Annotated in this window: 11 protein-coding genes; all 11 read right to left on the bottom strand. The window is 54.7% G+C overall.

Annotated features, from left to right (window positions below; all coding sequences use genetic code 11):
• Window positions 1–23: 23 nt before the first annotated feature.
• Complete coding sequence (gene rpsL, locus BMZ66_RS17010; RefSeq protein WP_068191715.1) at window positions 24–455, bottom strand: 30S ribosomal protein S12; 432 nt, start codon at window positions 453–455, stop codon at window positions 24–26.
• Between the two features lie 183 nt (window positions 456–638).
• Entirely contained in the window at window positions 639–962 is a 324-nt protein-coding gene (locus BMZ66_RS17005; protein ID WP_092676410.1) for a DUF3467 domain-containing protein, read from the bottom strand.
• 126 nt (window positions 963–1,088) lie between these two features.
• Entirely contained in the window at window positions 1,089–1,322 is a 234-nt protein-coding gene (locus tag BMZ66_RS17000) for a GIY-YIG nuclease family protein (RefSeq protein WP_369407603.1), read from the bottom strand.
• Between the two features lie 147 nt (window positions 1,323–1,469).
• Window positions 1,470–5,825, bottom strand: a complete 4,356-nt coding sequence (gene rpoC / locus BMZ66_RS16995; RefSeq protein WP_092676407.1) for a DNA-directed RNA polymerase subunit beta' — start codon at window positions 5,823–5,825, stop codon at window positions 1,470–1,472.
• A gap of 417 nt (window positions 5,826–6,242) precedes the next feature.
• Complete coding sequence (rpoB, locus tag BMZ66_RS16990; RefSeq protein WP_177204800.1) at window positions 6,243–10,112, bottom strand: DNA-directed RNA polymerase subunit beta; 3,870 nt, start codon at window positions 10,110–10,112, stop codon at window positions 6,243–6,245.
• Between the two features lie 275 nt (window positions 10,113–10,387).
• Entirely contained in the window at window positions 10,388–10,768 is a 381-nt protein-coding gene (gene rplL, locus BMZ66_RS16985; protein ID WP_092676402.1) for a 50S ribosomal protein L7/L12, read from the bottom strand.
• 68 nt (window positions 10,769–10,836) lie between these two features.
• Window positions 10,837–11,385, bottom strand: a complete 549-nt coding sequence (gene rplJ / locus BMZ66_RS16980) for a 50S ribosomal protein L10 (RefSeq protein WP_092676399.1) — start codon at window positions 11,383–11,385, stop codon at window positions 10,837–10,839.
• Between the two features lie 15 nt (window positions 11,386–11,400).
• The gene (gene rplA / locus BMZ66_RS16975; RefSeq protein ID WP_092676396.1) at window positions 11,401–12,099 is read right to left on the bottom strand and encodes a 50S ribosomal protein L1; all 699 of its coding nucleotides are present in this window, start codon (window positions 12,097–12,099) and stop codon (window positions 11,401–11,403) included.
• A gap of 19 nt (window positions 12,100–12,118) precedes the next feature.
• Window positions 12,119–12,562, bottom strand: coding sequence for a 50S ribosomal protein L11 (gene rplK, locus BMZ66_RS16970; protein ID WP_068191703.1), 444 nt, complete (start codon window positions 12,560–12,562; stop codon window positions 12,119–12,121).
• Window positions 12,563–12,683: 121 nt separating this feature from the next.
• Window positions 12,684–13,250, bottom strand: coding sequence for a transcription termination/antitermination protein NusG (gene nusG, locus BMZ66_RS16965; protein ID WP_068191701.1), 567 nt, complete (start codon window positions 13,248–13,250; stop codon window positions 12,684–12,686).
• Between the two features lie 12 nt (window positions 13,251–13,262).
• Window positions 13,263–13,457, bottom strand: coding sequence for a preprotein translocase subunit SecE (gene secE / locus BMZ66_RS16960; protein ID WP_092676393.1), 195 nt, complete (start codon window positions 13,455–13,457; stop codon window positions 13,263–13,265).
• Between the last annotated feature and the right edge of the window lie 39 nt (window positions 13,458–13,496).

The raw sequence follows: 13,496 nt of genomic DNA, 5'->3' as shown, positions 1-13,496 counted from the left end.
ACTAGCAACTGACAACTAATAAATTATTTCTTTTTAGCTGGTGCGCCTTTGCCACCCTTGCCAGCGGCTGCTGCGGGTTGACCGGGCTTCGGACGCTTGGCACCGTACTTAGAACGACGCTGGGTCCGGCCGCTTACACCGGCGGTGTCCAGGGCGCCACGGATAATGTGGTAGCGAACACCTGGCAAGTCTTTAACCCGGCCGCCACGAATCAGCACGATGCTGTGTTCCTGGAGGTTGTGGCCTTCACCGGGGATGTATGCGTTTACTTCCTTACCGTTGGTAAGGCGCACACGGGCCACTTTGCGCATAGCCGAGTTCGGCTTCTTAGGCGTGGTGGTGTACACACGGGTGCACACGCCCCGACGCTGCGGGCACGAATCAAGGGCGGGCGACTTCGACTTGGTAGTCAAAGCCTCACGGCCTTTCCGTACTAACTGATTGATGGTTGGCATTTAGCGATTGGTTTGTTTGGAGCCGTTTGCCCCTAAAATTTGGCTTGCAAAGGTAAGATTATTTCGGCGCAATAGCAAACAGAGTGAGGATGTTAATTTTTGAACACCCCGATTTTCTCTGAAAACAAAAGCGCCTCCACTAGAAAATGGAGGCGCTTTGGCAGCTGTTGCTTCTGGTTCAGCTTAGGCCTCCCCTACCGCGCCACCGAAGTTCATTGGGTAGCTCGGAGCTTCATTCTGCATTTTGATAGCGCCAAAGGCGGCTTCAAACCGCTCTATGTTTTCCGTCAGGGCTTGCAGGAGGCGCTTAGCGTGCTCGGGCGTGACGACGATACGCGCCTTTACCTTGGCCTTGGGCAGACCGGGCATCATGCGGATAAAGTCAATTACAAACTCGCTGTTGCTGTGAGCAATCATGGCGAGGTTGGCATACTCGCCTTCGGCCATGGCTTCGGAAAGCTCAATGTTGATGGCGTTTGGGTCTGGGTTTTGGTCGGTTGGTTGCATAGGGTTATTGTTAGAACATTATAGTAGAACGTCATGCTGAGCTTGCCGAAGCATCTTTACCGCTTCGTTGTTAGCCCTGCCAAGTTTCCAAATCGATGTCAATCCAATCAGGATTTAAGGAATCTATTAGTGCGTCTTTTTTACTCTTTTCCATCCTTTCAGTTGCTTTTCGCGGGCAATGGCTTGGGTAGCATCGGGCAAGAGTTCAAAGTAAACTAGTAAATCGGCTTGGTAGCGGCCAGTGAACTTGCTAGCGTCTCCATAACCAATTAGATGCTCATACAAGCGTCGCACAAGGTTCCTGGTTACGCCGATGTATAAGACAGTACGGCCGGTATTGGTAAGGATGTAAACGTACATACCGTGTGGGCATTCATTCAACGAAGCGGTAAAGATGCTTCGGCAAGCTCAGCATGACGTTCTGTTGGGTTCAGCCCTACCCAAAGAAAAACAAAAAAGCCGACCGGGTTACCCCAGTCGGCTTTTCCACTACAAACCTACGGCAGATTACTCGGCCGATACTTCGCGCTTGCCAGCGCGGCTGGGCCGCTTGGCAGGCACTACTTCCTCGGCGGCCTTGGCGGCTTGTTGAGCAGCCTCCATTTCCTCTTTCGAGCCTACTACCTGACGCGTGTATTCGCGCAAGCCAGTACCGGCCGGGATGAGGTGACCGACGATTACGTTCTCCTTCAAGCCTAGGAGCTGGTCGGCTTTGCCACGGATGGCGGCTTCGCTCAGCACCTTGGTCGTTTCCTGGAAGGAAGCGGCCGAGATGAACGAGGCCGTACCCAGCGAAGCCTGCGTGATGCCTTGCAGCGTCGGACGCGAAACGGCAGGTTGAGCATCGCGCACTTGCACCAGAGCAAGGTCACGGCGCTTCAGGCTGCTGTTCTCGTCGCGAAGCTTACGGGCGTTCACAATCTGACCAGGCTTCATGTTGGTCGAGTCACCGGCTTCGGTCACGACTTTCATGTCGATAATCATGTCGTTCTCGGCCATGAAGATGATTTTATCAATCACCTGATTTTCGAGGAACGACGTGTCACCGGCATCCAGAATCACAACTTTCTGCATCATCTGGCGAACTACCACCTCGATGTGCTTATCGTTGATTTTCACACCCTGCAAGCGGTATACTTCCTGAATCTCGTTCACGAGGTATTCCTGCACGGCGCCGGGGCCCTGAATGCTCAGGATGTCCGAAGGCGTAATGGCACCATCCGACAGCGGCATGCCGGCGCGGATAAAGTCGTTGTCCTGCACCAGAATGTGCTTCGACAGCGGCACCATGTACTTCTTCTTGACACCGTCTTTCGACTCCACGTAGATTTCGCGGTTGCCACGTTTCACGGTGCCGTAGGTTACTACGCCATCGATTTCCGATACCACAGCGGGGTTCGACGGGTTCCGGGCTTCGAAAAGCTCGGTAACACGCGGCAGACCACCGGTGATGTCGCGGGTTTTGCCCACGGAGCGAGGAATCTTAGCCAGGATGTGACCGGCCTTGATTTTATCGTTGTTCTCCACGTTCAAGTGCGAACCCACGGGGATGCTGTAACCCTTCTGACCTTCGGCATCGCCCTTCTTGCCGGGGCGGATGATGATGGACGGGTTCTGGTCCTTGGCCTTCGATTCGATGATTACCTTCTCGCGGTGACCGGTCTGTTCGTCCGACTCCTCACGATACGTAATGCCTTCGGTGATGGCGTCGAACTGAACGGTACCGTCGAACTCGGCCAAAATAACGGCGTTGTAGGGGTCCCAGTTGTTCAGCTCTTGGCCTTTCTCCACTTCCTGACCTTCCTCTACCAGCATGAAAGAGCCGTAGGGAACGTGGTTGGTGGTGAATACTTTGCCAGTGCCTTTCTCCACGATGCGAATCTCGCCCGAGCGACCCATCACCACGGCACCTTTCACACCTTCCGGCGTGGTGGTAGCCACAGTACGTACGTCTTCGAATTCAACTACACCAGCGAATTTAGCTTTGATGTTGGCTTCAACCGCGATGTTGGAAGCCGTACCACCTACGTGGAAGGTACGCAGGGTCAGCTGCGTGCCGGGCTCACCAATCGACTGAGCGGCGATAACACCAACGGCCTCGCCACGCTGCACCATGCGGCCCGAAGCCAGGTTACGGCCGTAGCACTTGGCGCAAATACCGCGCTTGCTTTCGCAAGTCAGTACCGAACGAATCTCCACGGACTCGATGCCGGTAGCATCGATGCGACGGGTCGTGTCTTCCTTGATTTCCGAACCGGAAGTCAGGATAACCTCATCCGTGATGGGGTCGATGATGTCGTGAACCGTAACACGGCCCAGGATACGCTCCGACAGCGGCTCTACGACGTCCTCGTTGTCTTTCAACGCGAAGGTTTCGATGCCACGCAAGGTACCGCAGTCCGGCTCGTTCACAATTACGTCCTGCGAAACGTCTACCAGACGACGGGTCAGGTAGCCGGCGTCAGCCGTCTTCAGAGCCGTGTCAGCCAGACCTTTCCGGGCACCATGGGTCGAGATGAAATACTCGATTACGTCCAGGCCTTCTTTGAAGTTAGACAGAATCGGGTTTTCGATAATCTCACCAATCGAGCCCTGCAGCGACTTCTGCGGCTTGGCCATCAGACCACGCATACCGCCCAGCTGACGAATCTGCTCGCGCGAGCCACGGGCTCCCGAGTGCATCATCATGTAGATGGAGTTGAAGCCCTGGTTTTCGCGCTCCAAACGACCCATCAGCGTTTCCGTGATTTGGTTGTTGATACGCGTCCAGATGTCAATAACCTGGTTGTAACGCTCGTTGTCGGTAATCAGACCCATCTGGTAGTTCTGGGTTACCGCTTTCACGTCGTTCTGGGCTTGCAGAATCAGTTCGTCCTTCTCTTTCGGAATCTGGATGTCGCCCAGACCCATGCTCAAGCCGCCTTTGTAGGCCGACTGGAAACCAAGGGTCTTGATATCGTCCAGGAACTGCGCGGTGCGGGCCATGCCCGTGCGCTTGAACACCGTCGAGATGATTTGCTGAAGCTTCTTCTTGGTCAGCAGCTCATCGATAAAGCCCACTTCTGCGGGAATCATCTGGTTGAAGAGCACGCGGCCGGCCACGGTGTCAACCACCTTGGTTACCAAGTCGTCGTTCTCGTCACGAATCTGCGTACGCACCTTGATGTAGGCGTGCTTCGAGAGCTGGCCTTCGTTCAGAGCAATCACAACCTCCTCGTCCGAGTAGAACACACGGCCTTCGCCCTGAATCTTCTCGTCGTCGGTGCTGCGCTTGCCTTTGGTCACGTAGTACAGACCCAGAACCATGTCCTGCGACGGTACCGCGATGGGCGCGCCGTTGGCGGGGTTCAGGATGTTGTGCGAAGCCAGCATGAGCATGGAGGCTTCCAGAATGGCGGCCGGGCCCAGGGGCACGTGCACAGCCATCTGGTCACCGTCAAAGTCAGCGTTGAAGGCCGTACAAACGAGGGGGTGCAATTGGATAGCCTTGCCCTCGATGAGGCGCGGCTGGAATGCCTGGATGCCCAGACGGTGAAGCGTAGGAGCACGGTTGAGGAGCACTGGATGGCCTTTCAGCACGTTTTCCAGGATGTCCCAAACCACGGCGTCCTTGCGGTCCACGATTTTCTTAGCCGATTTCACCGTCTTCACAATGCCGCGCTCGATGAGCTTGCGGATGATGAACGGCTTGAACAGCTCGGCCGCCATGTTCTTAGGCAGACCGCACTCGTGCAGTTTCAGCTCAGGACCCACGACGATTACCGAACGACCCGAGTAGTCGACACGCTTACCGAGCAGGTTCTGACGGAAGCGGCCCTGCTTGCCTTTCAGCATATCGGACAGCGACTTCAGGGCGCGGTTGCCTTCGGCGCGCACGGCGTTCACCTTACGCGAGTTGTCAAACAGTGAGTCAACAGCTTCCTGCAGCATGCGCTTCTCGTTCCGAAGAATCACCTCGGGCGCTTTGATTTCAATCAGGCGCTTGAGACGGTTGTTGCGGATGATAACGCGACGGTACAGGTCGTTCAAGTCGGACGTAGCGAAACGGCCACCATCCAACGGAACGAGAGGGCGCAATTCCGGCGGAATCACCGGCACCATGCGGATTACCATCCACTCGGGGCGGTTTTCTACGCGGGTAGCGGCGTCACGGAAAGCTTCCACTACACGCAGACGCTTCAACGCCTCAGCTTTACGCTGCTGCGAAGTCTCGTGAGCAGCGGAGTCACGCAGCGAGTAGCTCAACTCGTCCAAATTGATGCGCTCCAACAGCATGTGCAGGGCATCGGCACCCATGCGGGCGATGAACTTGTTGGGGTCCTCGTTGGGCAGCATCTGGTTCTCCCGGGGGAGTTTGTCGATGATGTCCAGGTACTCGTCCTCGGTGAGGAAGTCGAGAATCTGCACACCTTCTTCAGCCAACGTACCGGGCTGAACGACAACGTACCGCTCATAATAGATAATCTGGTCGAGCTTCTTGGTGGGCAAGCCCAGCAGGTAGCCGATTTTGTTGGGGAGCGACTTGAAGTACCAGATGTGAGCAACGGGCACCACCAGTTCGATGTGGCCCATGCGCTCACGACGCACTTTCTTCTCGGTCACCTCCACGCCGCAACGGTCGCAGATGATGCCCTTGTAGCGAATGCGCTTGTATTTACCGCAATGGCATTCCCAGTCCTTAACCGGACCGAAAATCCGCTCACAGAACAAGCCACCCATTTCGGGCTTGTAGGTGCGGTAATTGATGGTTTCAGGCTTCACTACTTCGCCGGTGCTACGCTCCAGAATTGCTTCGGGCGAGGCCAGGGAAATAGTGACTTTGGAGAAGTCCTGTACCAGTTTCTTGTTTTTTGCGAAAGCCATTTGATTGGTTTTAAGCTGTTAGCTGTTGGCTTTGAGCTGTTGGGCGCCTCATCCTTCGCCAGAAGAATGCAAGAGTTCCAAACAGTTTGACTCTTAGAAAAGTGCCGTTACGGACCAGATAGGTATGATGCGCAAAAGCCTTTTAGAAGGTCGTTTATTCTAGTTGCCGGGGCAGCTGACGGATGGGAAGGCCTTCAGTTAGGAAACTCGGAGAGTGAATTGCTGTCCTGACCATATCTCGGAACAACCTCTCCTTTATCTGTCACCGAAGCGTTTTCGCACCCTTCGTTACATGAGCTGCTCAGTTAGCCGCTCGTATGGCTTGCCGGCAATTATTAGTTGTCAGTTGCTTGTTGTCAATTGTTAGGCTCTTTATTGAAACTAACAACTGACAACAAGCAACCGACAACTAAAAACCTACTCCAAGGTGATTTCCAGTGCCAAACCACGGAGTTCGTGGAGCAACACGTTGAACGACTCGGGGATGTTCGGCTTAGGCAGAACGTCGCCTTTTACAATGGCTTCGTACGCTTTGGCACGACCTACCACGTCGTCCGATTTCACCGTCAGGATTTCCTGGAGAACGTTGGAAGCACCGAAGGCCTCCAATGCCCACACCTCCATCTCGCCGAAGCGCTGGCCACCGAACTGCGCCTTACCACCCAGCGGCTGCTGCGTGATGAGCGAGTACGGCCCGATGGAACGAGCGTGCATCTTGTCGTCAACCAAGTGACCCAGCTTGAGCATGTAAATCACGCCCACGGTTACCGGCTGGTCGAAACGGTCGCCCGTCAAGCCATCGTGCAAGTAAGCACGGCCCCAATCGGGCAAGCCAGCCTCGGTCAGCTCACGAGCAACTTCGTCTTCGGTAGCACCGTCGAAAATTGGGGTAGCATAAGTGCGACCCATTTTCAGACCAGCCCAACCAAGTACGGTCTCGTAAATCTGACCGATGTTCATCCGGCTTGGTACACCGAGCGGGTTAAGCACGATGTCCATTGGCGTGCCATCTGGCAGGAAGGGCATGTCCTCATCGCGCACGATACGGGCCACAACCCCTTTGTTACCGTGGCGGCCGGCCATTTTATCACCCACCTTCAGCTTGCGCTTCTTGGCGATGTAAACTTTGGCAAGCTGCACGATGCCGGCAGGCAGTTCGTCGCCTACTTCCAGGGTAAAGCGCTGACGCTTGAATTTCGCAGTGATGGTGTTGCGGCGCTTGGCGTAGTTACGCACCAACTCCAGCACCAGGCCATTCACGCGGGCATCAGCCGTCCAGCCTTCCAGAATCAGGTCCTTGAACAGGTTCACTTCTTCCGGAACAGCGTAGTTGCTTTCGTCCTTGTAAGGGTTCTTCTCGGGGAACATCCCCTCGTTGATGTTCTTGCGGTTGAACTTCACGCCCTTGGCAATCATCTCCTCGCCGAAGCGGTGCTTGATGCCCTGTGACGTTTTGCCTTCCAGCAATTGCACCAGCTTGTCAATCATGATGGCTTTCACGCCACGCAGCTCCTGCGCGTAGGTAGCCTTCAGGTCTTCCACTTCCTTCTTCGACTTGGCCCGGAGGTTTTTGTCTTTCTTAGGACGCGAGAAGAGCTTGGTACCAATAACAACACCCTGCAAGGAGGGCGGCGCCTTAAGCGAAGCATCCTTCACATCGCCGGCCTTGTCGCCGAAGATGGCACGGAGCAGCTTCTCTTCCGGAGTCGGGTCCGTCTCGCCTTTGGGCGTGATTTTACCAATCAGGATGTCGCCTTCCTTCACTTCAGCACCGAGACGGATGATGCCGTTGTCGTCGAGGTTGCGCACGGCTTCTTCGCTCACGTTCGGAATTTCCGAAGTCAGCTCTTCTTCGCCGCGCTTGGTCTCGCGCACTTCCAGCTCAAACTCCTCAATGTGAATCGAGGTAAAGATGTCGTCACGAACCACGCGCTCCGAGATAACGATGGCATCCTCGAAGTTGTAGCCCTGCCATGGCATAAATGCCACCTGCATGTTGCGGCCCAGGGCGAGTTCGCCCTGGTTGGTGCCGTAACCTTCGCAAAGCGCCTGGCCTTTGGTTACCCGCTCGCCGCGCTTCACGAGCGGCGTCAGGTTAAGGCAGGTGTCCTGGTTGGTGCGACGGAACTTGATGAGGTCGTATGTAATACGCTCGGCGTCGAAGCTCACCATGATGTCGTCCTCGGAGAGGTCGTACTTCACCACGATTTTGTTAGCGTCAACGTAATCAATCTCTCCTTCACCTTCCGCCATAATCAGCGTACGCGAGTCGCTGGCAATGCGGCCTTCCAAACCCGTGCCCACAATCGGAGCCTCGGGACGGAGAAGGGGAACTGCCTGGCGCTGCATGTTCGAGCCCATCAGTGCACGGTTGGCGTCATCGTGCTCCAAGAATGGAATCAGCGAAGCAGCTACCGATACAATCTGGTTCGGGGCCACGTCCATGTAGGAGTACTCCGAAGGATTTACCACGGGGAAGTCACCTTCAAAACGGCCTTTCACGAGCTCCTGAGTCAGCTTACCGTTCTCATCGAGCAGGGAGTTGGCCTGGGCGATGTGGTGGGTATCTTCTTCCTCAGCAGTCAGGAACTTCACGTTCTCGCTCATGTCCACCTTGCCGGCTTTCACGTCGCGGTAAGGCGTCTCGATGAAGCCCATGGCGTTCACGCGAGCGTGCACGCACAGCGACGAAATCAGACCAATGTTTGGTCCTTCCGGCGTTTCGATGGTGCACAAGCGGCCGTAGTGGGTGTAGTGAACGTCACGTACTTCGAAACCAGCGCGCTCACGCGACAGACCTCCTGGCCCCAGAGCCGATACGCGACGTTTGTGCGTCACCTCGGCCAGCGGGTTGGTTTGGTCCATGAACTGCGACAGCTGGTTGGTACCGAAGAACGAGTTGATAACGCTCGATAGAGTACGGGCGTTAATCAGGTCAACCGGCTTGAAGTCCTCGTTGTCGCGCACGTTCATGCGCTCCTTGATGGTACGCGCCATACGGGCCAGACCCACGCCAAACTGAGCGTAGAGCTGCTCCCCTACCGTGCGCACACGACGGTTGCTCAAGTGGTCAATGTCATCGACAATGGCTTTGGAGTTGATGAGACCAATGAGGTACTTCACAATCAGAACAATGTCCTGGTTGGTCAATACCCGCGACTCTTGGTCCATGCCAATCTGCAGCTTCTTGTTAATCCGGTAGCGGCCTACTTCCCCGAGGTCGTAGCGCTTGTCCGAGAAGAACAGCTTCTGGATGATGTCGCGAGCGGTTTCTTCATCCGGAGCTTCCGTGTTACGGAGCTGGCGGTAAATCTGCTCAACGGCTTCCTTCTCCGAGTTGGAGTTGTCCTTTTGCAGCGTGTTGTAGATAATCGCGAAGTCCGCGATGTTCACGTTCTCACGGTGCAGGATTACCGACTTAGCGCCGGCCTCCAAAATCACGTCGATATCGGCATCCTCGATGGTAGCATCACGCTCCAGCAACACCTCGTTGCGGTCGATGGATACTACTTCGCCGGTGTCTTCGTCCACGAAGTCTTCCGTCCAGGTGCGCAGCACTCGGGCAGCCAATTTGCGGCCCACTACTTTCTTGAGGTTTTTCTTGTCGGCTTTGATTTCCTCCGACAAACCGAACAGGTCGAGAATATCTTTGTCGGTGCCGTAGCCGATGGCGCGAAGCAGCGTCGTCACCGGGAATTTCTTCTTCCGGTCGATGTACGCGTACATCACGTTGTTCACGTCCGTGGCGAATTCAATCCACGAGCCTTTGAACGGAATGATACGGGCCGAGTACAGCTTGGTACCGTTCGTGTGCTTGCTCTGGGCGAAGAATACGCCCGGCGAGCGGTGCAGCTGCGATACAATAACCCGCTCGGCGCCGTTGATAACAAACGAGCCCTTAACGGTCATGTAAGGGATGTTTCCGAGAAACACCTCCTGCTCAATCGTCTCGAAGTCCTCGTTGTCCTTATCATTGCAAATCAACCGGAGCTTGGCCTTCAGGGGAACCGAATAGGTCAGGCCGCGGTCGATGCACTCGTCAACCGAATATTTCGGTGGGTCGACGTGATAATCGATAAAGTTGAGCACGAAATTTTCGCGCGAATCCGAAATCGGAAAGTTCTCGGCGAACACTTTGAACAATCCTTCGTTAGAACGACGCTCAGCAGCGGTTTCCAACTGAAAGAATTCCTGGAACGAGCGTACTTGCACGTCCAGGAAGTCCGGATATTCAATAACCTTCTTAATCTTGGCGAAATTGATTCGCTCGGCGGCCGTTTTCTTCAGGGCGGCCGTCTTTGCTTTCGGTGTAGCCAATGCGATGGGGATTAAAAGATGGACACAGAAGCGTAATATTGGGAGCCAGGGTGGCGGCTGGCCAGCAATACGGGGCAGAACCCGCACTCCCTAACGCTCACATTAACAGTGGCATTAGCTGACGCAAAGAAGCGCGAACTAGAAAGCTCGCGCTTTTGACACACTACAAACAGGAAAAGACCTGGCTAAGTTGCCAGGTCTAATCCTTATTCGAAGCGGGTCCGGAGATGCTTCAGGAGCAGAAATTACTTAACTTCTACTTCAGCACCGGCTTCCTCGAGCTGCTTCTTCAGCGACTCAGCCTCGTCTTTGGTTACGCCTTCTTTCAAGGGCTTGGGAGCACCGTCAACCAATTCCTTGGCTTCTTTCAAGCCGAGGCCGGTCAGGTCTTTCACCAGCTTAACTACAGCCAGCTTGGCACCACCAGCAGCCTTCAGAATAACGTCGAACGACGTCTTCTCCTCAGGAGCTTCGTCAGCGGCAGCAGCGCCACCACCGGCCATCATTACGGGAGCAGCAGCAGCAGGCTCGATGCCGTACTCGTCCTTCAGGATGCCTGCCAATTCGTTTACTTCTTTCACCGTCAGGTTTACAAGCTGCTCAGCGAATGCTTTCAAATCTGCCATTTCTGTAGATTGTTAAAAAAATGTGTTGTTGAAAATTTATTATTGAAGTCGAAAAAGAGAAGTGGCGCTTAGGCGGCCTCTTTTTCGGAAAGCGTTTTGAGGATACCAGCCAGCTTGTTGCCGCCGCTCGACAGAGCAGAGATAACATTCTTAGCGGGCGATTGCAGCAGGCCGATGAGTTCACCGAGCAGTTCCTGCTTGCCTTTGATGGTAGTCAGGCCTTCGAGCTGACTCGAGCCGATGTAAATGCTAGCATCTACATAAGCACCTTTCAGCACGGGCTTGGGCTCTACACCGCGGGGGTAAGCCTGAGCTTTGTAGAAGTCGCGCAGCAGCTTGGCGGGTGCGTTGCCGCTCTCTTTCGAGAACAACACGCCCGACGAGCCTTTCAGCGCGGCGTCCATCTCCGTGGTATCGTGGCCGAGGGTGTCCAGCGCCTTACGGATGAAGGTGTTTTTGTACACCTTGTATTCCATACCGCGGTTGAAGCACAGACGACGGAAATCGTTGATTTTCGCTACCGTCATCACCGAAGCATCGACGATGTAGAACGAGTTGTGCGATTGGAATTTTCCGCTCAACTCATCCACGAGGGCTTGTTTTTCTTCCCTGGTCATGTTTGGTTGGGTTAATTAGTTAGCGGAATTAACTTGGCTGTCTACCGGAACGGCAGGCGACATCGTGCTCGAGAGCGTGATGCTCTTGATGTAAGTGCCTTTCGAGGAAGAAGGCTTTAGGCGACCCAGCGTCTGGATAATCTCCAGAGCGTTTTCAGCCAGCATCTGCTCGTTGAAAGAAACTTTGCCTACCGAGCAGTGAATGATGCCGGTTTTGTCAACTTTAAAGTCGATTTTACCAGCTTTCACTTCCTGCACAGCCTTGGCTACGTCGGTCGTAACGGTACCAGACTTCGGGTTCGGCATCAGACCACGGGGACCGAGCACACGGCCCAGGCGACCTACCTTAGCCATTACGGCGGGCATGGTGATGATTACATCGATGTCGGTCCAGCCTTTCTCGATTTTCGAGATATAGTCGTCTAGACCCACGAAGTCGGCGCCGGCGGCCAGAGCTTCGGCCTCCTTATCGGGAGTAACCAGAGCCAGAACGCGAACGGTTTTACCAGTGCCGTGGGGCAGGGTGGCCACGCCACGAACCATCTGGTCCGCTTTGCGGGGGTCCACACCGAGGCGAACGTCGATATCTACCGAGGCATCGAATTTGGTGTAGGTGATGTCCTTCACCACTTTGGCGGCCTCAATGAGGCTGCGCACTTCCGTGAGGTCGTGCTTGGCAAGGGCTTCCTTGCGCTTTTTGCTGATTTTTGCCATCTGTCGTTTTTCCTTTTAATTATTCAGCAAAAGGAGAGTCGCCCTTGATGGTGATACCCATGCTGCGCGCCGTACCTGCCACCTGCTTCATAGCTGCTTCCACCTTGAAGGCGTTCAGGTCAGCCATTTTAGTTTCGGCAATGGTGCGCACCTGGTCCCACGTCACGGAGCCTACCTTGTTACGGTTCGGCTCTTTCGAACCGCTCTGCAGCTTGGCAGCTTCCATGAGCAACACCGGAGCCGGTGCTGTCTTCACCACGAAGTCGAAAGACTTGTCGGTGTACATGGTGATGAGTACAGGACAAACTTGGCCGGCTTTATCTTGGGTGCGAGCATTGAACTGCTTGCAAAACTCCATGATGTTCAAGCCTTTGCTACCAAGTGCAGGTCCTACCGGCGGCGAAGGATTCGCGGCGCCTCCCTTTATCTGCAGACGCAGATAACCTCTGATTTCTTTGGCCATTTGATTGTGTTGGCTGTGGCTCCTACGTCGTAACTCGCGCTTGCCTCAGTTTGTATAAACTCCTAGTTGGAAGCCCCGCCGACCCGGAGCAATTAGCCGGCGTGGTATAATTGATGGAGGATTAAACCTCTTTTTCTACTTGGGTATAGCTGAGTTCTACCGGCTGCGAGCGGCCGAAAATCTTCACGACTACATTGAGCTTCTTGCGCTCTTCGAATACTTCGTCCACGTTGCCGGAGAAACCGTTGAACGGGCCGTCTACTACTTTCACGAGTTCACCTACTACGTATGGCTTGTCGAGAGTAGCAGTGGTTTGCTGCTCGGCTTCGTCCACGATGCCAAGGATGCGATTCACTTCGGAGATGTGCAAGGGAACGGGCTTGTTATTGGCCGCGTCCTTCTTGTCTTTGTCGCCGAGGAAACCAATCACGCCAGGTGTGCTGGTGATGATGTGGTCAACTTCACCGTGGCCGAGGTCGGCGTGGATGATGATGTAGCCGGGGTAGAGGTTGCGCTCGCGCACGCGCTTCTTGCCGTTGCGCATCTCGAACACCTTCTCTACCGGAATCAGCACCTGCGGCACAAGCTCAGTCAGATTATGCCGACCGAGCTCCGTTTCGAGGTAGTTTTTGGCTTTCTTCTCCTGGCCGCTCACTGAGCGTACCACGTACCATTTCAATTCGCCCATCTTATACTTTGATTAGCGAAACGAGTTATAGAAAGCTTTGAGAACCGTTTCAAAGCTTACATCCATAATGCCTACCACCACGGCAAACACGAGCGAGCCAATCAGCACGAGACCGGCGCTTTTTTGCAGTTCCGTCGTCGAAGGCCACGTTACGTTGTAGCGCATCTCCTCGATGGTAGTGCGGAAATAATTGCTCAGTTTGTCCATTGGTTAAGGAAAAAACAGCGTTGCCGCTGGAAACTTATG

It is taken from the genome of Hymenobacter arizonensis, assembly GCF_900115775.1.
GTDB classification, from domain to species: domain Bacteria; phylum Bacteroidota; class Bacteroidia; order Cytophagales; family Hymenobacteraceae; genus Hymenobacter; species Hymenobacter arizonensis.
This window is presented reverse-complemented; position numbering and strand designations above follow the sequence as displayed.

Coding starts and splice junctions, on each gene's coding strand:
- BMZ66_RS17005 (WP_092676410.1), bottom strand. CDS start 962: ATGCAACCAACCGACCAAAACCCAGACCCAAACGCCATCAACATTGAG.
- rplL (WP_092676402.1), bottom strand. CDS start 10,768: ATGGCAGATTTGAAAGCATTCGCTGAGCAGCTTGTAAACCTGACGGTG.
- rpoC (WP_092676407.1), bottom strand. CDS start 5,825: ATGGCTTTCGCAAAAAACAAGAAACTGGTACAGGACTTCTCCAAAGTC.
- rplK (WP_068191703.1), bottom strand. CDS start 12,562: ATGGCCAAAGAAATCAGAGGTTATCTGCGTCTGCAGATAAAGGGAGGC.
- rpsL (WP_068191715.1), bottom strand. CDS start 455: ATGCCAACCATCAATCAGTTAGTACGGAAAGGCCGTGAGGCTTTGACT.
- rplA (WP_092676396.1), bottom strand. CDS start 12,099: ATGGCAAAAATCAGCAAAAAGCGCAAGGAAGCCCTTGCCAAGCACGAC.
- rplJ (WP_092676399.1), bottom strand. CDS start 11,385: ATGACCAGGGAAGAAAAACAAGCCCTCGTGGATGAGTTGAGCGGAAAA.
- BMZ66_RS17000 (WP_369407603.1), bottom strand. CDS start 1,322: ATGTACGTTTACATCCTTACCAATACCGGCCGTACTGTCTTATACATC.
- nusG (WP_068191701.1), bottom strand. CDS start 13,250: ATGGGCGAATTGAAATGGTACGTGGTACGCTCAGTGAGCGGCCAGGAG.
- secE (WP_092676393.1), bottom strand. CDS start 13,457: ATGGACAAACTGAGCAATTATTTCCGCACTACCATCGAGGAGATGCGC.